We start from the raw sequence: 26,632 nt of genomic DNA, 5'->3' as shown, positions 1-26,632 counted from the left end.
CACAGAGGGAAAACACAGAGAACACAAAGTTTTTTGAATAAACAGTTTACAGGCCTTTGCGCTTTTGTGGTAATAATCCTCTGTGCCTCTCTGTGAAAACCTCAGTGCATTCTGTGGTTAAACAAATCATATCATCCATAAAATGTAATTTTTGAAAAATTAACCCATTAAGCAGTTAGGGGGCGATTTTTTTTTTAGCTTTGCCATACAAAAACTAAAAAGCCGATGAGCGTTCTCGTAAATAAAAATTCTAAAGTTATAGTACAAGGTTTTACCGGTAAAGAAGGTACTTATCATGCAGAGCAAATGATTGCGTACGGTACCCAACTTGTTGGTGGTGTTACACCGGGTAAAGGTGGCCAAAGCCATTTAGACAGGCCTGTTTTTAATACCGTTAAAGACGCGGTTGACCAAACCGGTGCCGATGTATCTATTATTTTTGTACCTCCTGCTTTTGGTGCCGATGCCATTATGGAAGCTGCCGAAGCCGGTATTAAAGTTATTGTATGTATTACCGAAGGTATCCCTACAAAGGATATGATACAGGTAAAAGAATATTTAACCGATAAAGATAGCCGCCTTATTGGCCCTAACTGCCCCGGTATTATTACTGCGGATGAAAGCAAAATTGGCATTATGCCGGGCTTTATTTTCAAAAAAGGTAATGTTGGTGTGGTTTCAAAATCGGGTACGCTTACTTACGAGGCGGTTGACCAGGTTGTTAAAGCCGGTTTAGGTATCACTACCGCTATTGGTATTGGTGGCGACCCAATTATTGGTACCCCTACCAAAGAAGCTGTTGAATTATTAATGAACGACCCAGACACACACGGTATCATCATGATAGGTGAAATTGGTGGTGGTATGGAAGCTGATGCCGCACGTTGGGTCAAAGAATTTGGTACAAAACCGGTTGTTGGTTTCATTGCGGGCCAAACCGCGCCTCCGGGCCGCCGTATGGGCCACGCAGGTGCAATTGTTGGCGGTGCCGATGATACTGCTGCTGCGAAAATGAAGATCATGGCTGAGTGTGGCATCCGTGTGGTAGAATCGCCAGCTGAGATTGGCGCTGCTATGGCTGAAGAATTAGCTAAATTGAAATAGAATCAAGAGGTAAAATCAAGATTCAAGATATAGGGAAATCCCGGTCGAATATTCGGCCGGGATTTTTTCGTTTCTGCAGGATGCCATTTTTACAGGGTACTATAGTAGCAAGGTTTCTTTGAATGTTTTATATTTTCTTTTTATTATATGTATAAACATTTTAGGAGTAATTATGTTGTGAAAGGAAAATAAATTAAGCATGAAAACAAAATTACTTATCTTATTTATGGGTTTATCGGTATTATTTGTAGGGTGTAAAAAAGATAAAGCACCTGAAGATAAACTGGCCGATTCCAAAAAACAAATTATTGGTACCTGGGAAATACAAAGTACAACCGTTACTTATTATGATGCCTCGGGTAAGGTTATCAACACCGAAAATCAGGAATACAACAAAGGGTACAAATATCAATTGGATGGCACAATGATTAGTCTTTTGGGCTCTGAAGGCGACAGTTATGCGTACAATATTACCAATGTTGGTAATGATATAATGCTAAACATTAGAAATAACACTGTTAAGCTTGCCTTTAGCAACTCGGTTACTATGACCTGGACCTCGGAGGAGCAGGGTGGTGGTAACCTCAGTTATGCAAAAGCTATAACCGTTATACAGCTTACCAAAAAATAAAGCAATATTAAAACCTGTTTTAATATTTAACCGGTTTTACATACTCAATGCTTTAATCATAAAACTACGATCAGCTAAAACAAACTAATCATGAAAACAAAATTACTTCTCTTATTTATGAGTTTATCGGTGTTGTTTTTAGGGTGTAAAAAAGATAAAACCCCTGAAGATAAACTGGCTGATACAAAAAAGCAAATTATTGGCACCTGGGAAATACAAAGTACAACCGTTACTTATTATGATGCCTCGGGTAAGGTTGTTAAAACTGAAGATCAGGATGAAGGCAAAGGGGGCAAGTATCAATTAGATAATACAACGCTTCGTCTTTTGGGTACTGAGGGCGACAATTATGCTTACAATATTACCACTGTTGGTAACAAGACAATGCTAAACGTCAGCAGTGAATCTTTTGAGCTTGCATTTAGTGGTTCAAGTGCTATGACCTGGACTTTTGAGCAACCGGGTGGTAGTAGCACCAATTATGCAAAAGCTGTAACGGTAATACAGTTCAAGAAAATATAGTTATAAATATTTATAAAAGGATCCCGGCCAAACGTTTGGCCGGGATTTTTTGTTATGGGCCAATCCTATTTTAAAATAAATGTAACTTTTAGCAGCTGATTTTTGTCTCCTATAAAACCAATGGAGAATTTGCATTATAAACAATTTTTAAGTTGCAGGCCAAAGCTTTACCGTTTTGCGCTTTCCCTAACAAAAGATGTTAATGATGCAGATGACCTTTTCCAGGAAACCTTGTTAAAATTATGGGAACTGAGAAGCGAATGGTCCGAATGGAAGAATTTTGAAGCCTATGCTATGCGGATGCAACGGAATGCTTTTTTGAATAATGTTAAGAAAAGCAAACAACCACATCTGCAACTTGATGAAATTAGCGACCATCCATTCGAGAATGCAACTGATATTAACATGAGGTTAGCAGACCTAAGACTACAGTTCTACAGTCTAACCAGTCAATTGCCGGCAATGCAGCGGGATATTTTGTATTTGCGTGAGATTGAAGAAATGGAATACAGGGAAATTGGAGAAATACTTAATATAACTGAAGCACAGGTTAAGGTGTATTTATACAGAGGAAGGCAGTATATAAAAAGTAAAATGAATGGAACAAGATAAAATAGTATTACTGCTCGAAAAATATTGGAAAGCAGAAACAACACTTGAGGAAGAAAAAATAATAAAGAAGTATTTAGCGACAAATCAGGATAAAAACTTAGAAGAGAATTACAACTGGTTTAAGGTAATTGAAAAAGCGCAAAGTATAGCCCCCAAGCCTATAGAACATAGCGGCAAAAGTAACGGCGCTTTTAAACTTACTCTTACTAAAATAGCTGCAAGCGTTATTGTAATAACAGCAGGTTTTTTATGGGGACTAAATTATTACAATCGCGTTCAGGCTGAAAAAGATATAGTTCTTAGCAAACAAGTTGAAGCCGACCTGATATACGTTGCAGAGGCACTTGATCAGGGTTATGACAACTTAAATGAGTCAAAAGATATTCTGTTAGATATTAAACCATTAAAATAAAAAATATGAAGAAGGTTATTTTATTCGTAAGCATACTACTCTTAACCGCCAATGTATCATTTAGCCAGGATACCCCATCACCTGCATCATCAGGCAGCATAATAGATATATATTTTAAATCTTACAACAGCGAACCGGAGTATCGTAGTACTGATATTACCGAAGAAATGATGAATAAGATTAGGGAAAAAGGCACATGGGGTAATCCAAAGTTCGATAAATTTATGAGGCAAATAAAACTATATAAAAAACTAAGCTTTAAAAGTAATAAAGAACATTCGGAACAAATATTTGCTAATGTTGAAGCAGCGATAAAAAAAGACCGGTTATATAAGCCTTATTTTAAATGGAATAAAGATGGTGGGCAATCTTATTTTTACATAAAATCTAATGATAATAAAATAACAGAGTTTTCATTTATAACGATCATGCCGGACAGAAACATTTTTACAGTAAGCAGTTTTAATGGTGATAATATAGATATAGAAACAATTCGTTCATTTACCCACGATAAGTAAGTCGGGGAAGGGTGGATCAATCTTAAAATCCTTAAATTCGTTTCATTCCGGTCCAGACAAAATCCACCGCCATGAAAAAGTATCTTATCCTTTTCCTGCTTATATCCACCACAACCTTCGCCCAATACAAACCCGCCACCTTTACCGATCCCGACAGGCTCAGAAAAATTGAGGCAACTTTCCCGGTTATCGATTCCATTTATAAAAAGTATGCGCTTGCCAATAATTTTCCGGGTATGGCTTATGGTATTGTGGTTGATGGTAAACTGGTGCACAGTGTTGGCCTGGGTTATAGCCATTTGGAAGAAAAGACACCGGCTACCCCAAAGTCGGCTTTTAGGATAGCCTCCATGACCAAAAGCCTCACCGCTATGGCTATATTAAAGCTGCGCGATGCGGGCAAGCTAAAACTGGATGACCCGGCTTACCTCTACATCCCCGAGATGAAGAACAATAAGTATCTTACTAAGGATGCTACGCCGGTAACCATTCGCCACTTACTTACCCATGCGGCGGGCTACCCGGAAGATAACCCATGGGGCGACCGCCAGTTAGCCGTCAGTGATGATGAACTGCTGGCCATTTATAAGAATGGCGTATCGTTCTCTACCAATCCGGGGCAGGGGTATGAGTATAGCAACCTGGGCTTTGCCACATTGGGGTACATCATCAAAAAGGTATCGGGCAAAACCTACGAGCAGTATATTACCGATACTATTTTAAAACCCCTGGGCATGACGCACACTTATTGGGAGTACACCAATGTGCCCAAAGAACAGCTTGCCCTTGGCTACCGATGGCTTGATGGCAAATGGGTGCTTCAACCTATGCTGCACGATGGCGCTTACGGTGCAATGGGTGGACTGATCACCACTATTGAAGATTTTAGCAAATATATGGCTGTGCATATGGACGCCTGGCCTGCAAGAGATGATGTCGAAACCGGGCCGGTGAAACGTAGTTCGGTACGCGAAATGCAATATCCATGGGATATAAATTATTTAACGGCAAATGCCAAAACGCCCAATGGCAGGCACTGTCCAACGGTATCTGCTTATGCTTACGGGCTGCGCTGGGCAAAGGATTGTGATAACCGGGTTTATGTTGGCCATACCGGCGGTTTGCCCGGCTTTGGCAGCCAATGGAATATTATGCCCGACTATGGCGTGGGCATTGTATCATTCGCCAACCTTACTTACGCCAATGCAGGCGCTGTAAATAATATGGTTTTAGATACATTGCTAACATTATCGGGTGTAAAGCCGCGCACATTGCTTGCATCAAACATCTTGACCCGGCGGCGTAATGAACTGGTAAAGCTGTTGCCCAACTGGGATAACCCGCAGGCAACAGGCATTTTTGCCGATAACTTTTTTATGGATTACTTCCCCGATAAGCTAAAAGTTGAGGCAACCGAAGTTTTTAACCGGGCAGGCAACATAACCGGCATAGGCGAGGTAGTGGCCGAAAATAACCTGCGCGGTTATTTTATGATGAAGGGCGAAAGGGGAAATATAAAAGTGCGGTTCACCCTAACACCCGAGAACCCTGCGCTGATACAAGAGTATCATATTACGTTTGTTAAATAAAACCTATTTGATCACTCCCGCGAATTTAGCACAGTGTAACTGGTGGGTTGCATTAGGTAAGCTTTCGGCTTATAGTTCAGCTGAAAGCTGAAGTTATGCTATATCCACGAGCCTGCTCACGACAGGGATTTAGAGCTTGTCAACCTCGTGTAAACATCTTCCATACAAACAAAATCTGCCCACAAATTGTCGTATATTTATATAGAAGGAAGGTGATATCCATCTAAATCGCTAATTCACAAACTCCATAATTCACTAATTAAAATGGCATACAATCAATTAACCCCCGAAGAAGAATATATCATATTGCATAAAGGAACCGAGCGCCCGTTTACCGGCGCGCTGCTGGACAATAAGGCCGAAGGTGTTTATGTATGTAAACGTTGCGATACGCCGCTGTACACATCCGAATCAAAATTTGAGTCGCACTGCGGCTGGCCAAGCTTTGATGATGAGATACCCGGCGCGGTAAGGCGAGAAACCGACGCGGATGGCCGCCGCACCGAAATACTTTGTGCCAATTGCGGCGCACACCTGGGGCACGTTTTTCAGGGCGAGTATCTTACCCCAAAAAATACCAGGCATTGCGTAAACTCGGTTTCCATGAAATTTGTACCGGTTGACGAACTGAAAAAATAAGTCAGGAAGGCAGCGTTGCAAGGCTCGAAAAAATTAAATCCCTGCCGATTTTTCGGCAGGGATTTTTTCTTTTTCCACATGTTGGTTTGTTAAAAAATCAGTCACTATTTGTTAAGTTTTCGTCGTGTAAAAACTGCCTTTTCAGACCCTTTTACCTTAAGTATTCCGCTGGGTTTTAGGCTTGTTGAGAACATGTTTATATCCTGCAAGCGTTTCTGGTTTTTTATTTTATTTGTACCAAATTAACATCTAAAACATTTGTAAAACCTTGTTCCATAACAGATTGATTTTTTTGTCATGGCACAATAATTTTAATGAAGTGAGGTAAAGTGTGGACAACTTATAGGTGATGTTAAAAACTTAGACTAACATACAATCAACACTTGCCCTATCTTTGAATTACAAGTTCTTTTAACGCTATCTATGTTATCGATAGTTCTATCGAGACAGAAAAGAAAGACCATGGTAAAACATGGGCTAATGTGCAACTAAAAAATAGTTTAGAAACGATTAGTGAGGGTGTGAAAAGTGGGTTAATAAATGCAGAAAAGCAAATTTCGCATTTTAAGTAAAAAACTCGCATGGTACACCTGTCTATTGTCGGCTCGGTACAAAAGCAGTTCAGCGGTAGGTTAACAGGGTAATAATTTATACATAAATATAAAGAAGTCGTCAGTATGGCAGAGGAAACCGAATTACTATTAAAAGAGAACAAAGATCGCTTTGTGATCCTCCCAATTAAATATCCCGCTATTTGGGAAATGTACAAGAAAGCAGAAGCCAGCTTTTGGACAGCCGAAGAGATTGACCTGTCTGACGATATGAAGCATTGGGAAAGCCTGAATGATGGCGAGAGGCATTTTATATCGCACATCCTGGCATTCTTTGCAGCAAGCGATGGTATTGTGAACGAGAACCTGGCTATCAACTTTATGAGCGAGGTGCAGTTGCCGGAGGCGCGTTGTTTTTACGGTTTCCAGATCATGATGGAAAACATCCACTCAGAAACCTATGCATTATTAATTGATACTTATATAAAAGATCCAGTGGAAAAAGACCGCCTTTTCCATGCTATTGATACCGTACCATGTGTAGGTAAAAAGGCCGAGTGGGCGCTGCGCTGGATAAATAACGGAACTTTTGCCGAGCGTTTGGTAGCATTTGCAGCAGTAGAGGGTATTTTCTTCTCGGGTAGTTTCTGTTCTATATTTTGGTTGAAAAAACGTGGCTTGATGCCGGGCTTAACCTTTAGTAATGAGCTGATATCGCGTGATGAGGGTTCACATTGTGAATTTGCCTGCCTGCTATACAAAATGCTTGATAACAAATTGAGCACAGCGGCCGCAACAAAAATTATTACCGATGCGGTAGAGATAGAAAAAGAATTTGTTAATGATGCGCTGCCGGTGAGCCTGATAGGCATGAACGCGAAAATGATGAGCCAGTACATTGAGTTTGTGGCAGACAGATGGCTGGACGAGTTGGGATATCCAAAAGTTTACAATGTATCATGCCCTTTTGATTTTATGGAAATGATAAGCCTGCAGGGTAAAACCAACTTTTTTGAAAAACGCGTTGGCGACTACCAGAAAAGCGGTGTATTGAATGGCACTGCAGAAAACAAATCATTCTCGTTAGACGAGGATTTTTAGCGTTTGGTGAGTGGAGAGTAGTGAGCGGAGATTGGTTGAAAACTAATCAAAATCACAAACAATAAAATCGGTGAAATCATCCCAATCGGTGAAATCCCCAAAAATAGAAACTAAGTAATTAAATATATTAAACAATCCCCTGCCGGTGCAGGGAATAAGGAGGTGGCAAAATGTTCGTATTAAAAAGAGACGGTAGAAGAGAGTCGGTTAAGTTCGACAAGATCACAGCTCGTATAGAGAAGCTGTGCTATGGGTTTAAACTGGTTGACCCAATAGATGTAGCAAAAAAAGTAATTGAGGGTTTGTTTGATGGTGTTACCACCTCCGAACTGGATAACCTTGCAGCCGAGACGGCAGCATCGTTAACTACCAAACACCCTGATTATGCTTTGCTTGCCTCGCGTATTGCGGTGTCTAACCTCCACAAAAACACCACAAAATCGTTCTCTGAAACCATGAAACGTATGTATGAGTACGTTGACAAAAAAACCGGTAAAAACGCCGCTTTACTGGCTGATGATGTTTACCAGATCATCCGCGACAATGCCGAACTGTTAGACAGCAGCATTATTTACGACCGCGATTTTGGTTTCGATTACTTTGGTTTTAAAACCCTCGAAAAATCGTACCTGTTAAAAATCGACGGTAAAATAGCCGAGCGCCCGCAGCATTTATTTATGCGCGTGTCAATCGGTATCCACAAAGAAGATGTAGAAAGCGCTATCAAAACATACCACCTGATGAGCGAGCGCTGGTTTACACATGCTACACCAACTTTGTTTAACGCCGGTACACCAAAACCTCAAATGTCGTCATGCTTTTTGTTAACCATGAAAGATGACAGTATTGAAGGTATATACGATACCCTTAAACAAACTGCCAAGATCTCGCAAAGCGCGGGTGGTATTGGTTTAAGCATCCATAATGTAAGGGCTACAGGCTCGTACATCAGCGGTACAAACGGTACCAGCAATGGTATCATCCCGATGCTTAAGGTATTTAACGATACCGCACGTTATGTAGACCAGGGCGGCGGCAAGCGTAAAGGCGCTTTCGCTATATACCTGGAGCCATGGCATGCAGATATATTTGAATTTTTAGACCTGCGTAAAAACCACGGTAAAGAAGAAATGCGCGCCCGCGACTTGTTCTACGCCCTTTGGGTATCTGACTTGTTTATGCGCCGCGTAGAAGCTAACGAAGAATGGACACTATTTTGCCCGCACGAAGCACCGGGACTGGCTGATTGCCACGGCGCCGAGTTTGAAGCATTGTACGAGCGTTACGAGAAAGAAGGCCGCGGCCGTAAAACCATCAAAGCGCAGGAGCTTTGGTTTGCTGTACTTGATGCCCAGGTTGAAACCGGTACGCCATACCTGTTGTATAAAGATGCTGCCAATGCAAAATCGAACCAGAAAAACCTTGGTACTATAAAAAGCTCGAACCTTTGTACCGAAATTATGGAGTACACTTCTGATAAAGAAGTAGCGGTTTGTAACCTGGCTTCGCTGGCCCTGCCACGTTATGTAATTAACGGTGAGTTTGACCACGCTAAACTGTACGAAGTAACTTATCAGGCTACCCTTAACCTGAACAAGATAATTGATAACAACTATTACCCTGTTGCAGAGGCAGAGTACTCTAACCTGCGCCACCGCCCAATTGGTTTAGGTGTGCAAGGTTTGGCAGATGCCTTTATCCTGCTGCGTTTACCGTTTGAGAGCGATGAAGCAAAACAACTGAACAAAGAGATATTTGAGACCATTTACTTTGCAGCCATGACGGCTTCAAAAGACCTGGCCATTAAAGACGGCGCTTACGAAACCTTTAAAGGCTCGCCGCTGTCTGAAGGTAAGTTCCAGTTCGACCTTTGGGATGTTAAACCAGCCAGCACCCGTTGGGATTGGGAAAACCTTCGCCTTGATGTAATGAACCATGGTGTGCGTAACTCGCTGTTAGTAGCGCCTATGCCAACCGCGTCAACATCACAAATATTGGGTAACAACGAGTGTTTTGAGCCATATACCTCAAACATTTACACCCGCCGTGTATTAAGCGGAGAGTTTGTTATTGTGAACAAACACTTATTGCGTGACCTTGTTGACCGTGGCTTGTGGACAAACAACATGAAAGACAGGATCATCACCGCTAACGGTTCTATCCAGGATATTGCAGAGATCCCTGCCGATATCAAGGAGCTTTACAAAACTGTTTGGGAAATTAAGATGCGTAACATCATTGATATGGCTGCCGATAGGGGGGCTTATATCTGCCAGTCGCAATCACTTAACCTGTTCATTAACTCGCCAAATGCATCTAAACTTACTTCAATGCACTTCTACGCATGGAAGAAAGGCCTTAAAACAGGTATGTATTACCTGCGTACACAGGCGGCATCGCAGGCGGTTAAATTTACGGTTGAGAACCAGGGCGGCAAAAACATGGAAGCCGTTATCCCGGAAGTTGTTGCAGATAGCAGCGAAGCAGAAATGCCGGCCGGACCAAGCTGCTCTATGGAAGAAGGATGCGTTACCTGCTCTGCATAAGTATTGCCTAATATTACATAATTATAGGAGACCGGTGAGGAGACTTATCGGTCTCTTTTGTTAAAAAATTATACATATGACTTTTAAAAAATTAGACGGCCCAGATAAAAAAGAGCAATATCAAGATATTGAACACTATCAAAGAGGTGGTATGGGTGACATCTATTTAGCTAATGATACTATAAATAACATTAGAGTTGCAATTAAAATTATACAAGTTGATGCGTCAAATAAAGATTTATTTGAACAAGAATTTGATATTGCCTCTAAATTAAGTCATAGTAATATTATAAAAACTTATTATACAGGCCAAGTTGAAGTTAATGGCGAATCATGGTTCTACTCTATAATGGAGTTTATCAGTGGTGGCAGTTTTCGAGATTATTTAAAATTGCAGAAATCTCTTCTACCTCTTGAAACCGTAATTGAATATATGTTGCAAATAGCTAATGCAATTAATTATGCTCATACGTATGCTATACATCGAGACCTAAAGCCTGAGAATATATTGAAAGATGGTAACCGATTAATGATTTGTGATTTTGGGTTGTCTAAATACATAAATGTAAAAACACGAGCTCAAACCTTTAAAGGCTGGGGTACTTATCCTTATATGGCACCTGAAACGTGGACATTCGATTCAAGTACAGTTGCAATGGACATTTATTCAATGGGAATAATATTTTTTGAAATTCTAACATTGCAGTTACCATTTAAGGGGCCTAACGATATTGATTACCGAGATCAGCACTTATTTCAAAACTTGCCAGAACTAAAAGCATATAGATCAAACATTCCCATAAAGCTTGAGGAGATGATTTATAAAATGACAAGCAAAAGACCAACAGACAGATACAAAAATTTAGCAGAGATTGTTAATATTTTGGAATCGCTAAAGAATCAAAATGTACAAACTGAACTAAGTGTTAATACTGAATTATTGTTAAAAGCTCAACAAAAAATTTCTGAAGCAAACCAAAAACAATTAAAATTGGAAAGAGAGAAATTCGCAAAAAATGAAAAAGAAAATTTCATAAACTATTCAGTAAATAATATTTTTCAAAGATACATCGACCATATAGATAAATTGAATACTTCATTAGAAAGAGAAAAAATTTCATATAATCAATCACCCAGAAAATTGTATGTTACTTTTTTGAATAGGTCATTTACAATCTCATTTTACTCAACTGATTATATTTCAGAATTTTTAGAAAGACGGAAAAAGATGTTTTTTGAAAATCAAAAACAACGGTATGGCTTTATTATTCAAGAATATCAAAAGTCCATTGTAGAAGTAGATAATGTAGTATTAGTCGGGAAAGCTATTTTAGATAAAAATTTAGGATATAATTTGCTATTAAGGAAGGAAGAGGATGAAGATTTATATGGAACCTGGGAGTGTGTTTGGTTTACTGACTCAGCATTAAATCGTAACTATAGGTCCGGGGAATACGCAATAGATATTCCAGATTTTTTCAATGAATACGAATTTGGTAGAGATCACGTTATGCATGTACGTACAATGTCAATGCATAATTTCGATTCTACAATGATAGATAAGCTAATTGAAAAGTTATTAGATTGATAACTTTTGATTCCAAATATGCTCATATCCCCCAAACACGAAATACTCCACTGCGACCGCTGTAGCGCACCCTTTGAATGTAAAGCAAATTCATTCACCAAGTGCCAGTGCAGTACCGTGCAATTAAGTATTAATGAGGTACAGTACGTAAGCGAATTGTACGATGGCTGCCTGTGCGCCAAATGTTTGTTGGATTTGCAGAAGGATTACAGGGAGGGGTTGTAAAATGAAGTTGATAAGGTGAAATTTATTTTAGTACTTTTATTAAGATGAATAAAAAGGACAACCAACAAAGTGAAATTCTTTCGAGGCTTTGGGATGGTGCAAACTATCAGGATAATCTGCTTCAATCGTACAGAAATTTTCACTTAACAATACAATCAATTTTAATTGCTTTAGGAGCATATGTTTCGCTGTCAACATTAACAATAGAGGATGATAAAAAATTAATTTTGGCCCTATTTATCTTAATTGCAATAAGTGCGCTTGCGTTTTACTCTCTTAAAGTTATGGGGAACTTGATTAGGGCAAGAGGAGAAGATGTTAATCATTTTCAAAACAGGATAATCGAGCATGAAAAAGCTTTACCCAAAGATCAGCAAATCCTTACAGCCTTTAAAGTTTATCAGAAAAACGTTCGCGAACAAGATAAAAAGCATCCGGAGCTGTTCAATTTTGAAGAGTACTGGGCAAATTTTAATATTAATGAGGAAGTAAGAAAACATTTAATTGAAAAAGGAAAAGGCCATACAAGAAAAATCCTTGATGTTTATTTATTTAACGCTTTTAGAACGGTATGGATTGTTTTTTATATAGTTATTATCTTAACCATTGCTATCAATAACTATTCATTTTAATTTGAATCATAAAAATTTGCGTTCGTAAGCGTTTACGCTTACATTTTGCAAACACAGTAACTGTTGTATTCGCTGTAATCTGTGGTGCCGCCAGTACTTAAAATTGCGGTGGTAATTATTTTTGACATTTGTTGGTGTTGTCATCAACAACATTTAGACATGTATTAAATATGGTTTCTTGTATGATGGCTTATAGGGGACAGCACCGATAAGGGCGGAAACGATATTTCCCAATGATTAAATTATTAACAATTGTTTAAATATAGCAGGTGGGTTGTCTTTGTAGTTAATTTCTTTTGATTTAGATTAGCTAATACCAATTAAACAACCTAACATTATGAAAAAAAGCATTTTAGCCACACTGCTGGCCGGGTTAATCCTTGTGTGTATTTATTCATTCACCCTTATCCACACTCCTCCCAAAAAAGTTGCTGCCAAGCCTAAAACGGCATTTGCCTGTAGCGCGGGTGTTACCAATGCTCATGTCATATCTAACGATGGCTGGACAGTAACTATAGGCTGGACCGGAGTAAACACCCCCCATCATTATGATTATGGCGGCTATTACAAATGCTCTGTACCAAGTATAAGTACAACGGTAACTTACGGTACAACAATTACTATCCCGTATGCATGTACCGGCGGTACATTGGTAATAAGAGCTTATTGTGCCGACGGATCGTTAGGCGGGTATCAAACCATTGGCTTTTAATAGCACAGCAAATAATTAAAACATAATCATTAACCAGTAAACATTAAAAAGATGAAAAAAAAATTGATCTACGGCTTAGCGTTGAGCCTTGTTTTGGTGATAGTTTATTCATTTACGCTAATAAAGCCGGTTGCAAAAGCAGCCACTGTAAAAGATAACCCTAAGCAACAATTTGCATGTGGTACGGTTGTTCAAAGCATTACATCAAAAACGTATAACTATGCCGCAAACACAGTAACTGTTGTATTTGCCATAACCGGCGGCGCGGCCAGTACTTACAATTGCGGTGGTAATTATTTTTGTGCTACCGGTTCAAGTTTCACCGTAAATAGTACTACTACAACGGTAACATTCCCGCTTGGCCCCGGTGGCTGTGGCGGTAACAGCAGGATAACCCCAATTTGCGCCGATGGTACACAGGGTACGCCCCTGGTGTTTAGTTTTTAGCAATTGATCAACTAAAAAAGTAATTCCACAGGATGGCCTTTCTCCTGTGGAATTGCTTTTTAGGGCCGCTCATATAAATCGTAGTCGCTGGCTATAGACTAATTCTTTCCGACTTTCCTGTTAATTCCTTACCTTCACGCACTCGAAAAACTCATACTTAAATTATGAAATTACTTGAAGGAAAAACCGCACTTATTACAGGTGCATCAAAAGGAATAGGACGCACCATAGCCGAGAAATTTGCTGAGCATGGCGCTAATGTTGCCTTTACATATTTATCGTCTGTTGAAAAAGGCCAGGCACTTGAGCAGGAACTGCAAAGCTTTGGCACGCAGGTAAAAGGTTACCGCAGTGATGCCTCGAAATTTGACGAAGCCGAAAAACTGATCAACGATATTGTTGCCGATTTTGGTACATTGGATATTGTAGTAAACAATGCCGGTATCACCAAAGACGGCCTGTTGATGCGCATGACCGAGGAGCAATGGGACGAGGTGCTGAACGTAAACCTTAAATCAATATTCAATGTTACCAAGGCCGCCTCAAAAATTATGATGAAAGCCCGTAAAGGTGTGTTCATCAACATGAGTTCGGTAGTAGGGGTGCAGGGTAATGCCGGCCAGGCTAATTATGCAGCCTCAAAAGCAGGTATCATTGGTTTCTCAAAATCGGTAGCTAAAGAGTTAGGCTCACGTAATATCCGTACCAACGTAGTTGCACCGGGCTTTATCCGCACAGAAATGACTGATGTTTTAGACCCTAAAGTGGTAGAAGGATGGACAGCAGCTATACCGTTGAAACGTGCCGGCGAAACAGCCGACGTAGCCAATGCCTGCGTGTTCCTGGCGTCAGACATGGCAGCCTATATCACCGGGCAGGTTATCCCTGTTGATGGCGGGATGTTGTAAGAGTAAGTCAAAAGGAAAAATTCAAAAGTCAAAACCAAAAGCAGGTTTTGGCTTTTTTTTATTTTATATTGGGTTGATAAACCTGAATAATGAAAAGAACTCTTCTGTTACTTCTTTTTGCGCTTGTTTTTCCATCTCTGTCATTTGCGCAGAAGCAAAGCCGTCTCCCTGCGCCACTACCACATCCTTTTACAAAAGAAGAAAATGTTTTTGCAGAGAAACATAGTCAATGTTTTCACCAAAATAAATACAATGCCAAACAACGACGTGCCTTTTTCCCGTTTAGTGGAGCTGTTACTATAAAACTAATTTCTTACCAGGCTGAGATATTTGGACCTGATGCGGTTATATACGGTGAAAAGGGTAAGATCATAAGCGGCGATAAATCGGAGCGGGATACGGTATCGGTTCTGACCGCGATGGCAAAGAATAAATATTATTTGAACTTCCGAAAAATAAAAGAGATAAAGACCCTTAACGTTGCCGGGATAGATTCATTGACAGATATATTGTACAACGTTGGTTATACACCTGTGAAAAAGCCGACTTTTACTATTATAAATGGAGCAAGTTGCTATGAACCCAGGAACGCTGTATTATTTATAGATAGTAAAGGTAATGTCACTCAATATTTGGAAGTATGCTTTAGCTGTATGCACCATTTCTGGAGTTCTTCCAAGGTAGCGGAGATTGAATACTGTGATAATAAATACGAACTGTTACGAAAGTATTTTTTGTCACAAGGTATTAAGTATGGAGCTGACCCTAAAACTATAAACAACGAATGAAAAAGCTTTTGCTGATAACTTTTATCATCCTTCCATGTATTGTTTTAGGACAAGGCAAGGTGTTTAAGGCACCAAGAGTACGACGGTACTACGAAGGCTATAATGATTGCTCTTACCAGTACCGCTTTAATGCTAATGAGCGGCGTACATTTTTTCCCTTTTCCAAAGCTGTAAATGTTCGCCTAATATCTTATCATCAAGGCGAAAATGTGCTCATCCATATAACAGAACCTGGAACAATAAGTGCCTTGGATCATATACCCGCAGAGGATACTATGCAGGTATTTTCGCCAATGGCAAAGAGTAATTTTTTTATAAATTATTGTAGGGTAATAGAAATGCGCGATCTGTCTAAAAGAGCGATTGACTCTTTAACGGACATTATGTATAACGTAGCCAGGAAACCAATAAAACAGCCTGATGACTACGCCAACCCGGGGGTAAAGTGTTATATGCCTGCAAATGCTATTTTATTTATGGATAGTAAGGGTAAAGTAACCGAATATATTGAGATATGCTTTCATTGTCATAAATATTATTACAGTTCATCCCAAACTCATGAAATAGACTATTGTGATCAAAAATGGGATATGCTCAAAAGTTTTTTTGTTTCTCAAGGGCAAAAGTTTGGAATAATCGAGCAATTGAATAAATAAACACCTATCTCTGTCATCCCTCAAGTCTAACAATTCCACCCAAATTGAAAATAAAACTCAAAACATTATTCTGGAATATTAATGCTGGCACTGTTTTGTCATTTAGGTTTTTTCATGTATCTGATTATCAGGTGTTAAATAATGTTCACGTTCTGCCCGTGGTGTGAACGTGAACACTTGTTGCCGTAATTGGTTAGCAAACCGGCATTATAATGTAAATATTTAATTAATCCCATTCCACAATATTTTCGCATTTTGCGGGTATGGATGTTATGCGCCTAATTAACAAGTCACTAATCACTATTTACTAAAAAATGTCACTTACCTGGGGATCGGTTTCGGGGTGGTGGCTGCCTGCCTGCCTGGTTTTAGGCTTGTTGTATGCGTGGTTCATGTATCGCCAACCAGTGCAACTGGTAAAAAGCATACGGTATACGCTGTTTGCCTTGCGGGCTTTAGTAATAAGCTTTTTGGCGCTGTTACTGGTGTCACCTTTGGTGCGCTCAACAAGTTACCAGCCGCAAAAGCCGCTGGTGTTGATAGCGCAGGATAATTCCGAATCTATAAAATTATTTGGTAAGAATGCTCTTGCAGAGGGGTGGGGCGAAGCCCTAAAAAAAGAATTAGGTAACGATTATGAAGTGCACGAGTTTCATTTCGATAAAGAACTAAAAGATAGCCTGTCTAATAAGTTTAATGGAAAGCAAACCGATATTTCAAACGCTCTTAACCAACTGAACGAGCGTTTTGTGAACCGTAACATAGGGGCCCTGGTGTTGGCTACCGATGGCCTGTATAACCTGGGCACCGATCCGCAATACGAAGCGCGCAACATCAAAACCAATATTTATACCATTGCCCTTGGCGATACCGTGCCCCGGCGCGATTTGTTGCTCAGCAATGTGAACTATAATAAAACAGCTTTTCTGGGAAATGATTTTGAGGTGGAGATACTGGCCGAAGCTTACCAAAGCGCAGGCGAGAACATGCACCTAATCATTGCCGAAGATGGCAGGCAGGTGCATACCCAAAACATCAGTATCACATCGGCGGCGTTTAAAAAAGTTATCCCGGTAAAACTGAATGCGGATAAAAAAGGCATCCGCAAATTCACCGTCAGTTTGGCCCCTGTAAAAAACGAACTATCGGTACAAAACAATACCGAAAGCATTTACATAGATGTGCTTGATGCCCGGCAAAAGGTAGTGTTGCTTTACGACGGCGTTAACCCTGATATCAGCGTACTGAAACAAGCCATAGAAAGCAACAAAAACTTTGAGGTGAAAACCAGTTTGGTAAGCGATGTAGCTTCCGTAAAACTGGCAGATTATAGCCTTGCTATTCTTTACCAGCTATCGGCAGGCAGCTATGGCAAACTACAAACCCTGCTGCAAAGCAAAATCCCGCTTTGGTATATTGCCGGAACGCAGGCCGATCTGCAAGCTTTTAATAATGCACAAAAAGCAGTAAAAATAAACGCAGGCAGGCAGGAAGTGCAGGAAGCGTTTGCGCAGCCGGTTAGCACGTTTTCGGCTTTTACCTTAACAGATTCTACCCGCGATAAAATAAGCAAGTTGCCGCCGTTGATATCACCATTTGGAAGCTATGAAGCATCGGGCACCTCGTCGGTATTGTTCAAACAAAAAATAGGCAATGTAGAAACCAACTACCCCCTGCTTGCTTTTAATGACGAAGCAGGCCGCAAAACAGCCGCCCTAACCGGCGAGGGTTTATGGCGCTGGCAACTGGCCGAATACCGTGAGTTTGGCAATCACCACGCGGTAGAGGAACTGTTAAGCCAAACCGTCCAATACCTTACTGCCAATGCCAACCGCCAGCGGTTTAGGGTATATGCCGCTAAAAATGTTTTTGATGAGGGCGAAAATATATTCCTCAATGCCGAACTATATAACGATGCACTGGAGCTGATCAACACACCGGATGTAAAGATCAACCTGAAGAGCCGGTCGGGTAAGAATTATAGCTTCCTGTTTACCCGCACGGGGCAAAGTTACCAGCTAAACGCGGGCACGTTGCCGGTTGGCGAATACACATACACCGCCACTACTGCCAATGGCAAGCAGGCCTTTACGGCAAACGGACAAATAACCATCAAGCCGTTAAACCTGGAGAACCGACAAAGTACAGCCAACCATGGCTTGCTGCGAAACATGGCTGCGCAATCCGGCGGGCAAATGTTGCTGCCATCACAAATAAGCAAACTGGCCGGGTTGATCCGCAAAAACGAAAATATCAAAACCGTTGTTTATGAGGATAAGCGCTACACTGACCTGGTAGATGTGAAATGGGTGTTTGTGCTGCTATTATTGCTGCTTAGTACCGAGTGGTTTTTGAGGAAGCGCGAAGGGGAAATTTAGAGATTGGTGAATAGAGAGCGGTGAGTGGTTTTCTCTGTTCATTGCCGTTGGCTTCAGCCAACGGATAACCAATAATAAATTCCCCCGGCTTTAGCCGAAATCATTTGGCTAAAGCCAATTAGCAAATTTATTGATCCTTCCCATAAATGGGACGGCAATGATTTTATATTTGCATATCAATTTCTCCTACCATGAAAATCAAAATAACACTCATCCTGCTGTTGCTTACTGCTACGGCTACTTTTACCCGGGCACAGCAATTTAAATTTGGCACCTATAATTTGCGTAATGCAAATGGGGGCGATTCAACTGCGGGCAACGGCTGGGGGCAACGCTACCCGTGGATAACAAAATTAATGCTTTTTGAAGATGTAGATATATTTGGCACCCAAGAGGGCAAGCACCATCAGTTGGTTAATATGGCCGATAGTATGCCGGGTTACAAATGGCTTGGCATAGGCCGCGACGATGGTAAGCAAGCCGGCGAATATTCCGCGATATTTTATAAGTCGGATAAGTTTAAGGTGTTAAAAACAGGAAACTTCTGGATGTCGACAGTTACCGATAAACCCAACAAGGGCTGGGATGCTGCCTTACCGCGTATATGCACCTGGGCGCAATTCCGTGAAATTAAAACCGGCTTTACTTTTTACTTTTTTAACCTGCATATGGATCACATAGGTGTGGTTGCCCGCCGCGAAAGCGCCAGGCTGGTACTGGCAAAAATTAAACAAATGGCAGGCACTATGCCAACCATCCTCACCGGCGATTTTAATGTAGACCAAACATCAGATAGCTACGCGGTGATCAATAACTCGGGTTTGCTGAAGGATAGCTACGTGCTGTCGCCCATAAAACTTGCGCCAAGCGATACCTTTAACGAGTTTAATGCCAATACAGCCGGCGACAAACGCATCGACCATATTTTTGTGACCAAACAATTTAAGGTAAAACGCTACGGTATATTAACCAATACCTACCATGGCCGCACCCCGTCAGATCATTACCCGGTAGTAGCTGTTATGGATGTGATTAAGTAATTCATTATTTGATATTATCATAGCTAAACAACAATTCCTATCTTCGCTACTATGTCGCCCACCGAAGCAAAAGACCAGATACAAGCGCTTACTGCCGAATTAAGACAGCACACTTATAACTACTATGTGCTGGCTATGCCTACTATTTCTGATTACGAATTTGACCAAAAGCTTGAGCAATTAAGCAAGCTGGAAAAGCAATTCCCTGAGTTTGCCGACCCCGAATCGCCAACACAGGTAGTTGGTGGCGATATCACTAAAGAATTTGTGACCGTGAAGCACCGCTGGCCCATGCTCTCATTAGGCAACACCTATAACGAGCAGGAGTTGATTGATTTTGACCAGCGCATCCGCAAGGCTATTGGTGATAATTTTGAATATGTATGCGAACTGAAGTTCGACGGCTTATCAATGAGCCTTACGTATGTGGATGGGAAACTGTCGCGCGCGGTTACCCGTGGCGATGGCACACAGGGGGATGAGGTGACCACTAATGTACGCACTATTCATACTATCCCAAAGAAACTGAATACGGGTAATTACCCGGACATGTTCGAGATCCGGGGAGAGGTGTTTATGCATCTGAAAGCCTTTGAACGCCTGAACAAGGAACGTGTTGATAACGGAGAAGTACCTTATGCCAATCCCCGTAACTTTGCATCGGGTACCATGAAACTGCAGGACTCGGCAGAGGTGGCCCGCCGCCCGCTGGATTGTTTCTTATACGGCTTATATACCGAAAAAACGTTATTTAAAACCCATTGGGAAAGCCTGGAAGCTGTAAAAAGCTGGGGTTTTCATGTAGATAACCATAGCCGTTTGGTGAGCGATATCAACGGCGTGCTTGAGTTTATAAGCCACTGGGATACCGAACGCCATAACCTGAGTTATGATATCGATGGGATAGTTATTAAAATAAACAATTATTCGCAGCAGCAGGAACTGGGCTTCACCGCCAAATCGCCACGTTGGGCTATCTCCTATAAGTTTAAAGCAGAAAGGGTAGAGACAGAATTGCTGGCCGTTACCTACCAGGTTGGCCGCACTGGCGCAGTTACACCGGTAGCCAATTTAAAACCGGTATTATTGGCTGGTACAACCGTAAAACGTGCCACACTGCACAACGCCGACGAAATAACCGAGCGCCTTAAACTGCATGAACACGATACCGTTTATGTAGAAAAGGGAGGGGAGATAATCCCTAAAATTATCAGCGTAAATTTGGATAAACGCAAGCCCGGTGCAAAAGCCATTGAATATATAACCCATTGCCCCGCTTGTGGCACGCTGCTATTACGCACCGAGGGCGAAGCTGCGTGGTATTGCCCTAATGATGAAGGCTGCCCACCGCAAATTGTGGGTAAAATGCAGCATTACATAGGCCGTAAAGCCATGAACATTGATGGCCTGGGCGACGAGACCATCGAAACACTGTACCGGCATAATTTTATTAAACACATTAGTGATATTTATATCCTGCATGAGCGTGCCGATGAGTTGAAACAGCTTGGTCGCTTTGGTGAGAAATCTATCAACAACATGCTGGATGGGATCGAGAGATCGAAACAGCAGCCTTTTGAGAAAGTATTGTTCGGCCTGGGGATTCGCTATGTAGGCGAAACCGTGGCCAAAAAACTGGTAGCGCATTTTAAAACTATTGATAACCTGATGGCGGCTACGGCAGAAGAACTTACCGCAGCCGAAGAGATAGGCGGCCGGATTGCCGAAAGCATCACTGAATATTTTGCCGATGAGAGCCATCGCGCAGAAATAGAGAAGCTGAGGGAGCGCGGCCTGCAATTTATAGCCGAAGAAAAAGAAGTAACCCTGGCGAGCGAAAAACTAAGCGGACAAAGCTTTATCATCTCCGGTGTGTTTGAGAAGTATTCGCGCGATGAGTTGAAAGATTTGATTGAACAAAACGGCGGAAAGATATTGAGCAGTATATCTGCCAAGCTGAACTTTTTGGTAGCAGGTGATAACATGGGCCCGGCTAAACTGGAGAAAGCCAATAAACTAAACATCCCGATAATAAGTGACGACGAATTGATGACGATGATCGGCTAAAAATACAAGCAAAAATGACAGCAATACAATGGGGTATTATAGGCTGCGGCAACGTAACCGAAAAAAAGAGCGGGCAAGCCTACAATAAAATAGCCGATAGCAAACTGGTTGCCGTAATGCGCCGCGATGCCGAAAAGGCCGCCGATTACGCGCAGCGCCACCATGTTGATAAATGGTACAGCGATGCTGAAGACCTGATGAACGACCCTGCGGTAAACTCGGTATCTATAGCTACGCCGCCGGCTTCGCATTTGGAGTATGCCTTACGGGCGATTAAGAAAGGCCTTAACATTTATGTAGAAAAGCCGGTTACCCGCAACGCACAGGAAGCGCAGCAAATGGCCGATGCCGTAAGGGAAAGCGGCGCTAAGCTTACCGTAGCCCATTACCGCCGCGCGCTGCCCATGTTTTTGCATGTAAAAAGTTTAATTGATAGCGGTGCCGTGGGCGAGATCCGTACGGTACAGATCAGGATGTGGAAATATCAAAACCCAAATCCTGAAGCTAATACAAACAATTGGCGCTTACAGCCCGAGTTTTCGGGTGGTGGCTACTTTCATGACCTGGCGCCGCACCAACTGGACCTGATGCTGTTTTATTTTGGCGAACCTGCGGCATACACCGGCTACAGCCTTAATCAGGGAGAATTTAGCCCGGCAGATGACCATGTTTGCGGGCAGATTGTTTTTAAAAATAAAGTGGTAGTAAATGGCTCGTGGTGCTTTAATGTGGCCCCGGCCGAAGCTACAGATCTTTGCGAGATCATCGGTACAAAAGGGAAGATCACCTTTCCATTTTTTGGTACGTTTGTTACCTTAAAAAATGAAGAGGGGGAGGAAACTGTAAACTTTACCCATCCCGAGCATATCCAGCAGCCCATGATCACAAAAATAGTATCGTACTTTAAAAACGAAGGCCCCAACCCCTGCACAATTGATGAAGCGGTGGCCTTGATGAAAGTAATGGACTCATTTACAATATCTCAAAAAATAAAATTATCTTAGCATCAGCTAATAACATGGAAAAGATAATCCGCACTGTTTTATTATTAACACTGCTTACAGGCCTGAAGGCATCGGCACAAACCTATGAAGTGCCAAAAGATTATCATTTTAAAAAACACGAAGACTATATTAAATATGAGGCCGATATTATAAAGGCCGCCGATTGGCTGATGCGTACCCCCTGGGGTACCGAACCTGTAAAAACAGAAGCCGCAAACCAGTTTATTTTGCAATGGGCCCAGGGCACACCTGATGTAGTTATTGAGTTAAAGCAAGCCATTATGGACCTGTCAGACACCAACCCACAGTTGGGGTTTATATACATGTCTCAATTTTGTAAATATGCTATACAACATAAAACAGGCTTTAATAAAGCGCTTGCTAACCTGGCGGCACTAAAGGCGGTAATTGAAAAGTATAATATGGAGCCCGCCCATAAGCGTGATAATGATGTTGAAAAGCTTATAGATATTGATAAAGATGGAAAACTTGAGTATTGGATAAATAACGAATTTACCTTTAACTAAGATGAATAAGCCCCGGGTATAATACGGGGCTTATTTCTGTACCGTGATATCAATCCTTTTTCTTAGGTACTTTTGCGCCCTCTTTACGCGCCTCTGATAAGCCTATTGCAACAGCTTGTTTTTTACTTGTAACTTTTTTGCCACTGCCGCTTTTTAGCTTGCCCTCTTTCATTTCGTGCATGGTTTTTTCAACCTTTTCGCTCGCCTTTTCTGAATATTTTGCCATGGTAGTATGTATTAAGTTTATAATGTATTCATAGCAAAGTGTTTGCCAGAAAGGGGGCATTGGCAATTATAAAAAGGATAAATTTAGAATAGCTAATATTTTATTGCAAATTTACGTTAGCCTCTGAAACATATAAAACACCTGTATGTTGAGCTGATAAAATATTGCAGCTATATGCCAACAAAAAAACTCATTGCCCCTTTTTATGAACGGTTAGCGCTTATCCTGATCGGGGTATGCGTGCTGGGATATTTGGTAGTAATAGCCAAAGAACTGGTAGACCCCATGATCTTCGGTTTTTTGTTTGCAGTATTGTTACTGCCGGTTTCAAACTTTTTCGAAAAAAAATGCCGCCTGCCGCGCAGCGCATCATCCTTTTTATCCATATTGTTATTTATTGGTTTTGTTGGCAGTATTATGTACCTCATAGGCGCGCAAATATCAAACATTGCAAACGATTGGCCTATGCTGCAGGGGCAGGTGAAAGAGTCGATAGGAAGCTTACGGCAATGGGTAGAAGGTACTTTTCACATTAACGCTCATAAGCAAATGACATACGTGCACAGTACCGCCGATAAGATCATGGCATCTGGCACGGCGGTATTGGGTACTACTTTCGGGGCAGTATCATCACTGCTGTTATTTTACGTATTTATACTCATTTTTACCTTTTTCATCCTGTTTTACCGCAGGCTGCTATTCCGTTTTATTACCTGGGTTTTTAGCGATGAGAACAAAAACATTGTAGTTGATATTGTTGAGAACGTACAAAAAATATTACGCCAGTATATTTTAGGATTGATGATAGAAATGGTTATAGTAGCCGGGATGGCCATTACCATATTTTACATCATCGGTATTAAGTATGCCGCGTTGCTGGGAATTATTGTTGGCGTATTTAACATTATACCCTACATAGGTATTTTTAGCGCTTTACTGTTAAGCACATTGGTTACGTTTGCCACCGGTACCATAAGCCAAACCCTTACCGTTGCCGCCTGTACAATTGGTATACATGCTGTAGATGCTAACTTTTTACTACCGGCGGTTGTGGGCTCTAAGGTGCGGTTAAATGCCTTAATATCCTTTATAGGTATTATTATAGGCGAAATGATATGGGGGTTATCCGGTATGTTCCTTTCTATCCCGGTGATAGCCATCTTTAAGATTATCTTCGACAGGATAGAAAGCCTTAAGCCATGGGGCTACCTCCTTGGCGGCGATTACGAGTATAAAGATTCGGCAGAGAAAAAGATGAAGACAGAGTAGTGATTAGTTGATTAGGGCTATTGCCATCAGGATCAATCATTTATTTTATGAGCTGGTATATGTGTATATACAGCGTAATGGCGTAAATGATAAGTATAACGGTATTTAATACTAACAGCCAGTTCAGATCTGTTTTACTGAATTTTTTAACAGAGCAAATAACAAGCAACGCTATAAAACCCAGTATCAGCAAAATGGGGAACACCAGGGTCCAGGCCTGCTTAGGCGCCAGGTAAAGGTGCTGTAGTTTTGATGTATCGCCCTGTATGAACGGTATAAGCGCTATCAGCAATAAAAAGAAAAATAATCTGGTTACAACTTTTGCGGCTATCTGGCTTGTTTTCATTAGCGGCCAAATTAGTAAATTTGGCACAATGTATAATCACCGTAAGTTCTCCCTGTTTGCTTTTTTACTTTTGCCTGTTTTTGCCTTAGCGCAGGTTAAGCCGGCGGCGTCATTCCGTATAGTGCCTTTAGGCGTTTTGGGCGGTGCTGATGAAAGTAACCTGTCGGCCTATATGCTGGCACCAAAGGGTTCGCTTAACTACATTTGCCTGGATGCCGGTACCCTGCATTATGGCATAGCCAAAGGAGCAGCCAATAAAACATTTGCCGTGCCTGCAGCTGTTGTGCTGCGCCAATACATCAAAGGCTATTTTATCTCGCACGCCCATCTTGATCATCTGGCCGGTATGGTCATGAATTCGCCGGATGATACTTCCAAAAATATTTACGGCTTAAAAAGCACCCTCGAAACCCTTAAAAACCATTATTTTACGTGGGAAAGCTGGGCCAATTTTACCGATGAAGGAAGCGCGCCGCAACTAAAAAAATATCATTATAAACCATTGGAACCGGGTAGCGAAACAGTTATTGAGAATACCGAAATGCAGGTGCAGGTTTTTCCGCTGAGCCATTCTAATTTAACAAGCACCGCGTTTTTGGTGAGGAGCAAGGATAGCTATATTTTATACCTGGGCGATACGGGTGCCGATGAGATAGAGAAAAGCCATAACCTGCACAGCCTGTGGGCAGCAGTAGCGCCATTGGTGAAAGCGAAAAAGCTAAAGGCTATTATGATAGAAGTATCCTTCCCTAATGAGCAGCCGGATAAAAGCCTTTTTGGCCACCTTACCCCGCGCTTGCTCATGAACGAAATGAGTGAACTTGGCAAACTGGCGGGTGGTACATTGAACGGATTAAATGTTGTGGTAACTCACTTAAAGCCACCGTATAAAAGTATAACCAAAATAAAAACACAGTTAAAAGCGGCAAACAGCCTGGGTTTAAACCTTATATACCCGCAGCAAGGCAAAGCTGTGGAGTTTTAGTGTTACTTATCGTCCAGCAGATCGACACAGTTTTTGGATAAGGCCGATAGCCGGGTATTTAATGTAGCTAATGCTTGCGTGTCCCTGATATTTCTGTAAAGCAATTTAATAAGCGCGAGGGTATCATCGTTTGGGTCGCAGGCCTGGGCTTTTTCTAAATAAGGGAGAGTTTTTTTTATGGCCTTTTCATACAAACCTACTATTCGTTTATTTTCTTTCGGGTCAGATTTGGTAGCATTAAGTTTTTTAGTTAGTTCATCTACCTGTTTAAGGTATTGATAACCTAAGGCACGCTGCACAACATAATAGTTTGGTACCGCGGCGGCAACTTTTTCGTAAAATTCAATGGCCTTTACCGACTGCCCGTCGTTCTCGAACAGGTTACCTATGGAGTAGTAAAAGTTATTACGTACGTTGTCCTTAAGCTTATCGGCGTTGGGGATGATGTCCTGCCCTAGTGTTAAAGCCTTATCGGTTTCGCCCTGCAGGCGTGCCAGGTTAAAATCAAGGTATTGGTTATATACCTCGTCGGCAGTTTGGGCGTAAGCCGCTACCGCTGCAAATGTAATGATCAATATGAGGAAGGCCTTTTTTAACATACCTGGTTTT

Annotated in this window: 28 protein-coding genes; 25 read left to right on the top strand and 3 right to left on the bottom strand. The window is 41.4% G+C overall.

Going from position 1 to position 26,632, the window contains the following annotated elements; all coding sequences use genetic code 11:
- Positions 1–225: 225 nt before the first annotated feature.
- The 23 genes from sucD (at position 226) to IDJ75_RS20045 (ending at position 23,197) form a co-directional block, all read left to right on the top strand.
- Positions 226–1,104 carry a succinate--CoA ligase subunit alpha gene (sucD, locus tag IDJ75_RS20155; RefSeq protein ID WP_191177466.1) on the top strand — a complete coding sequence of 293 codons (879 nt, stop codon included), beginning with the start codon at positions 226–228 and terminating at the stop codon, positions 1,102–1,104.
- Between the two features lie 199 nt (positions 1,105–1,303).
- Positions 1,304–1,735, top strand: a complete 432-nt coding sequence (locus tag IDJ75_RS20150; protein WP_191177465.1) for a hypothetical protein — start codon at positions 1,304–1,306, stop codon at positions 1,733–1,735.
- Positions 1,736–1,825: 90 nt separating this feature from the next.
- Positions 1,826–2,257 (top strand): hypothetical protein, encoded by a 432-nt coding sequence (locus IDJ75_RS20145; RefSeq protein WP_191177464.1) that lies wholly within the window; start codon positions 1,826–1,828, stop codon positions 2,255–2,257.
- A 120-nt stretch (positions 2,258–2,377) separates the two neighbouring features.
- Positions 2,378–2,869 carry an RNA polymerase sigma factor gene (locus tag IDJ75_RS20140; RefSeq protein WP_191177463.1) on the top strand — a complete coding sequence of 164 codons (492 nt, stop codon included), beginning with the start codon at positions 2,378–2,380 and terminating at the stop codon, positions 2,867–2,869.
- Positions 2,856–3,281 carry a hypothetical protein gene (locus IDJ75_RS20135; protein ID WP_191177462.1) on the top strand — a complete coding sequence of 142 codons (426 nt, stop codon included), beginning with the start codon at positions 2,856–2,858 and terminating at the stop codon, positions 3,279–3,281. Before IDJ75_RS20140 ends, IDJ75_RS20135 begins: the two co-directional genes overlap by 14 nt.
- Before the next feature lie 5 nt (positions 3,282–3,286).
- Positions 3,287–3,799 carry a DUF4252 domain-containing protein gene (locus tag IDJ75_RS20130; protein ID WP_191177461.1) on the top strand — a complete coding sequence of 171 codons (513 nt, stop codon included), beginning with the start codon at positions 3,287–3,289 and terminating at the stop codon, positions 3,797–3,799.
- Positions 3,800–3,870: 71 nt separating this feature from the next.
- Complete coding sequence (locus IDJ75_RS20125) at positions 3,871–5,388, top strand: serine hydrolase domain-containing protein (protein ID WP_191177460.1); 1,518 nt, start codon at positions 3,871–3,873, stop codon at positions 5,386–5,388.
- Between the two features lie 264 nt (positions 5,389–5,652).
- Positions 5,653–6,027, top strand: a complete 375-nt coding sequence (locus IDJ75_RS20120; RefSeq protein WP_191177459.1) for a methionine-R-sulfoxide reductase — start codon at positions 5,653–5,655, stop codon at positions 6,025–6,027.
- A 677-nt stretch (positions 6,028–6,704) separates the two neighbouring features.
- Positions 6,705–7,679: a ribonucleoside-diphosphate reductase small subunit gene (locus IDJ75_RS20115; RefSeq protein ID WP_191177458.1), complete on the top strand. Its 975-nt coding sequence runs from the start codon at positions 6,705–6,707 to the stop codon at positions 7,677–7,679.
- A gap of 170 nt (positions 7,680–7,849) precedes the next feature.
- Positions 7,850–10,225 carry a ribonucleoside-diphosphate reductase subunit alpha gene (locus IDJ75_RS20110; protein WP_191177457.1) on the top strand — a complete coding sequence of 792 codons (2,376 nt, stop codon included), beginning with the start codon at positions 7,850–7,852 and terminating at the stop codon, positions 10,223–10,225.
- Between the two features lie 76 nt (positions 10,226–10,301).
- Complete coding sequence (locus IDJ75_RS20105) at positions 10,302–11,813, top strand: serine/threonine-protein kinase (RefSeq protein ID WP_191177456.1); 1,512 nt, start codon at positions 10,302–10,304, stop codon at positions 11,811–11,813.
- A gap of 18 nt (positions 11,814–11,831) precedes the next feature.
- Positions 11,832–12,038, top strand: coding sequence for a cysteine-rich CWC family protein (locus tag IDJ75_RS20100; RefSeq protein WP_191177455.1), 207 nt, complete (start codon positions 11,832–11,834; stop codon positions 12,036–12,038).
- A gap of 44 nt (positions 12,039–12,082) precedes the next feature.
- Positions 12,083–12,670 (top strand): hypothetical protein, encoded by a 588-nt coding sequence (locus tag IDJ75_RS20095; protein ID WP_191177454.1) that lies wholly within the window; start codon positions 12,083–12,085, stop codon positions 12,668–12,670.
- Positions 12,671–13,007: 337 nt separating this feature from the next.
- Positions 13,008–13,382, top strand: coding sequence for a hypothetical protein (locus tag IDJ75_RS20090; protein ID WP_191177453.1), 375 nt, complete (start codon positions 13,008–13,010; stop codon positions 13,380–13,382).
- Between the two features lie 51 nt (positions 13,383–13,433).
- Positions 13,434–13,829, top strand: coding sequence for a hypothetical protein (locus IDJ75_RS20085; protein WP_191177452.1), 396 nt, complete (start codon positions 13,434–13,436; stop codon positions 13,827–13,829).
- Between the two features lie 164 nt (positions 13,830–13,993).
- On the top strand, positions 13,994–14,737 hold the full coding sequence (gene fabG / locus IDJ75_RS20080; RefSeq protein ID WP_191177451.1) for a 3-oxoacyl-[acyl-carrier-protein] reductase: 744 nt from the start codon (positions 13,994–13,996) through the stop codon (positions 14,735–14,737).
- 89 nt (positions 14,738–14,826) lie between these two features.
- The gene (locus IDJ75_RS20075; RefSeq protein ID WP_191177450.1) at positions 14,827–15,525 is read left to right on the top strand and encodes a hypothetical protein; all 699 of its coding nucleotides are present in this window, start codon (positions 14,827–14,829) and stop codon (positions 15,523–15,525) included.
- Positions 15,522–16,181: a hypothetical protein gene (locus IDJ75_RS20070; protein ID WP_191177449.1), complete on the top strand. Its 660-nt coding sequence runs from the start codon at positions 15,522–15,524 to the stop codon at positions 16,179–16,181. Before IDJ75_RS20075 ends, IDJ75_RS20070 begins: the two co-directional genes overlap by 4 nt.
- 314 nt (positions 16,182–16,495) lie before the next feature.
- Positions 16,496–18,559: a vWA domain-containing protein gene (locus IDJ75_RS20065; RefSeq protein ID WP_191177448.1), complete on the top strand. Its 2,064-nt coding sequence runs from the start codon at positions 16,496–16,498 to the stop codon at positions 18,557–18,559.
- Between the two features lie 191 nt (positions 18,560–18,750).
- The gene (locus IDJ75_RS20060) at positions 18,751–19,599 is read left to right on the top strand and encodes an endonuclease/exonuclease/phosphatase family protein (protein WP_191177447.1); all 849 of its coding nucleotides are present in this window, start codon (positions 18,751–18,753) and stop codon (positions 19,597–19,599) included.
- A 51-nt stretch (positions 19,600–19,650) separates the two neighbouring features.
- Complete coding sequence (ligA, locus tag IDJ75_RS20055) at positions 19,651–21,666, top strand: NAD-dependent DNA ligase LigA (RefSeq protein WP_191177446.1); 2,016 nt, start codon at positions 19,651–19,653, stop codon at positions 21,664–21,666.
- 14 nt (positions 21,667–21,680) lie between these two features.
- A complete protein-coding gene (locus IDJ75_RS20050; RefSeq protein WP_191177445.1) occupies positions 21,681–22,670 on the top strand; it encodes a Gfo/Idh/MocA family protein in 990 nt (329 codons plus the stop codon).
- Positions 22,671–22,684: 14 nt separating this feature from the next.
- On the top strand, positions 22,685–23,197 hold the full coding sequence (locus IDJ75_RS20045) for a hypothetical protein (RefSeq protein ID WP_191177444.1): 513 nt from the start codon (positions 22,685–22,687) through the stop codon (positions 23,195–23,197).
- Between the two features lie 49 nt (positions 23,198–23,246).
- Here IDJ75_RS20045 and IDJ75_RS20040 read toward each other — a convergent pair whose 3' ends face one another.
- Positions 23,247–23,423, bottom strand: a complete 177-nt coding sequence (locus tag IDJ75_RS20040) for a DUF6496 domain-containing protein (protein ID WP_191177443.1) — start codon at positions 23,421–23,423, stop codon at positions 23,247–23,249.
- A gap of 174 nt (positions 23,424–23,597) precedes the next feature.
- Between IDJ75_RS20040 and IDJ75_RS20035 the strand changes: the two genes are divergently transcribed.
- Positions 23,598–24,692, top strand: a complete 1,095-nt coding sequence (locus tag IDJ75_RS20035; protein ID WP_191177442.1) for an AI-2E family transporter — start codon at positions 23,598–23,600, stop codon at positions 24,690–24,692.
- A gap of 40 nt (positions 24,693–24,732) precedes the next feature.
- On the opposite strand, the gene IDJ75_RS20030 is transcribed toward IDJ75_RS20035, so the two are convergent.
- The gene (locus IDJ75_RS20030) at positions 24,733–25,038 is read right to left on the bottom strand and encodes a hypothetical protein (RefSeq protein ID WP_191177441.1); all 306 of its coding nucleotides are present in this window, start codon (positions 25,036–25,038) and stop codon (positions 24,733–24,735) included.
- Between the two features lie 28 nt (positions 25,039–25,066).
- Between IDJ75_RS20030 and IDJ75_RS20025 the strand changes: the two genes are divergently transcribed.
- On the top strand, positions 25,067–26,023 hold the full coding sequence (locus tag IDJ75_RS20025) for an MBL fold metallo-hydrolase (protein WP_191177440.1): 957 nt from the start codon (positions 25,067–25,069) through the stop codon (positions 26,021–26,023).
- A gap of 2 nt (positions 26,024–26,025) precedes the next feature.
- Here IDJ75_RS20025 and IDJ75_RS20020 read toward each other — a convergent pair whose 3' ends face one another.
- Complete coding sequence (locus IDJ75_RS20020; protein WP_191177439.1) at positions 26,026–26,622, bottom strand: tetratricopeptide repeat protein; 597 nt, start codon at positions 26,620–26,622, stop codon at positions 26,026–26,028.
- Between the last annotated feature and the right edge of the window lie 10 nt (positions 26,623–26,632).

This window comes from Mucilaginibacter rigui (genome assembly GCF_014773275.1).
In the GTDB taxonomy this organism is placed as follows: domain Bacteria; phylum Bacteroidota; class Bacteroidia; order Sphingobacteriales; family Sphingobacteriaceae; genus Mucilaginibacter; species Mucilaginibacter rigui_A.
Note: the sequence above shows the minus strand (reverse complement) of the source record. Positions and strands in the feature narration are given on the sequence as shown.

Bases quoted from the DNA above. Each gene is read 5' to 3' on its own strand.
- sucD (WP_191177466.1), top strand. From the start codon at position 226: ATGAGCGTTCTCGTAAATAAAAATTCTAAAGTTATAGTACAAGGTTTT.
- IDJ75_RS20150 (WP_191177465.1), top strand. From the start codon at position 1,304: ATGAAAACAAAATTACTTATCTTATTTATGGGTTTATCGGTATTATTT.
- IDJ75_RS20145 (WP_191177464.1), top strand. From the start codon at position 1,826: ATGAAAACAAAATTACTTCTCTTATTTATGAGTTTATCGGTGTTGTTT.
- IDJ75_RS20140 (WP_191177463.1), top strand. From the start codon at position 2,378: ATGGAGAATTTGCATTATAAACAATTTTTAAGTTGCAGGCCAAAGCTT.
- IDJ75_RS20135 (WP_191177462.1), top strand. From the start codon at position 2,856: ATGGAACAAGATAAAATAGTATTACTGCTCGAAAAATATTGGAAAGCA.
- IDJ75_RS20130 (WP_191177461.1), top strand. From the start codon at position 3,287: ATGAAGAAGGTTATTTTATTCGTAAGCATACTACTCTTAACCGCCAAT.
- IDJ75_RS20125 (WP_191177460.1), top strand. From the start codon at position 3,871: ATGAAAAAGTATCTTATCCTTTTCCTGCTTATATCCACCACAACCTTC.
- IDJ75_RS20120 (WP_191177459.1), top strand. From the start codon at position 5,653: ATGGCATACAATCAATTAACCCCCGAAGAAGAATATATCATATTGCAT.
- IDJ75_RS20115 (WP_191177458.1), top strand. From the start codon at position 6,705: ATGGCAGAGGAAACCGAATTACTATTAAAAGAGAACAAAGATCGCTTT.
- IDJ75_RS20110 (WP_191177457.1), top strand. From the start codon at position 7,850: ATGTTCGTATTAAAAAGAGACGGTAGAAGAGAGTCGGTTAAGTTCGAC.
- IDJ75_RS20105 (WP_191177456.1), top strand. From the start codon at position 10,302: ATGACTTTTAAAAAATTAGACGGCCCAGATAAAAAAGAGCAATATCAA.
- IDJ75_RS20100 (WP_191177455.1), top strand. From the start codon at position 11,832: ATGCTCATATCCCCCAAACACGAAATACTCCACTGCGACCGCTGTAGC.
- IDJ75_RS20095 (WP_191177454.1), top strand. From the start codon at position 12,083: ATGAATAAAAAGGACAACCAACAAAGTGAAATTCTTTCGAGGCTTTGG.
- IDJ75_RS20090 (WP_191177453.1), top strand. From the start codon at position 13,008: ATGAAAAAAAGCATTTTAGCCACACTGCTGGCCGGGTTAATCCTTGTG.
- IDJ75_RS20085 (WP_191177452.1), top strand. From the start codon at position 13,434: ATGAAAAAAAAATTGATCTACGGCTTAGCGTTGAGCCTTGTTTTGGTG.
- fabG (WP_191177451.1), top strand. From the start codon at position 13,994: ATGAAATTACTTGAAGGAAAAACCGCACTTATTACAGGTGCATCAAAA.
- IDJ75_RS20075 (WP_191177450.1), top strand. From the start codon at position 14,827: ATGAAAAGAACTCTTCTGTTACTTCTTTTTGCGCTTGTTTTTCCATCT.
- IDJ75_RS20070 (WP_191177449.1), top strand. From the start codon at position 15,522: ATGAAAAAGCTTTTGCTGATAACTTTTATCATCCTTCCATGTATTGTT.
- IDJ75_RS20065 (WP_191177448.1), top strand. From the start codon at position 16,496: ATGTCACTTACCTGGGGATCGGTTTCGGGGTGGTGGCTGCCTGCCTGC.
- IDJ75_RS20060 (WP_191177447.1), top strand. From the start codon at position 18,751: ATGAAAATCAAAATAACACTCATCCTGCTGTTGCTTACTGCTACGGCT.
- ligA (WP_191177446.1), top strand. From the start codon at position 19,651: ATGTCGCCCACCGAAGCAAAAGACCAGATACAAGCGCTTACTGCCGAA.
- IDJ75_RS20050 (WP_191177445.1), top strand. From the start codon at position 21,681: ATGACAGCAATACAATGGGGTATTATAGGCTGCGGCAACGTAACCGAA.
- IDJ75_RS20045 (WP_191177444.1), top strand. From the start codon at position 22,685: ATGGAAAAGATAATCCGCACTGTTTTATTATTAACACTGCTTACAGGC.
- IDJ75_RS20040 (WP_191177443.1), bottom strand. From the start codon at position 23,423: ATGGCAAAATATTCAGAAAAGGCGAGCGAAAAGGTTGAAAAAACCATG.
- IDJ75_RS20035 (WP_191177442.1), top strand. From the start codon at position 23,598: ATGCCAACAAAAAAACTCATTGCCCCTTTTTATGAACGGTTAGCGCTT.
- IDJ75_RS20030 (WP_191177441.1), bottom strand. From the start codon at position 25,038: ATGAAAACAAGCCAGATAGCCGCAAAAGTTGTAACCAGATTATTTTTC.
- IDJ75_RS20025 (WP_191177440.1), top strand. From the start codon at position 25,067: ATGTATAATCACCGTAAGTTCTCCCTGTTTGCTTTTTTACTTTTGCCT.
- IDJ75_RS20020 (WP_191177439.1), bottom strand. From the start codon at position 26,622: ATGTTAAAAAAGGCCTTCCTCATATTGATCATTACATTTGCAGCGGTA.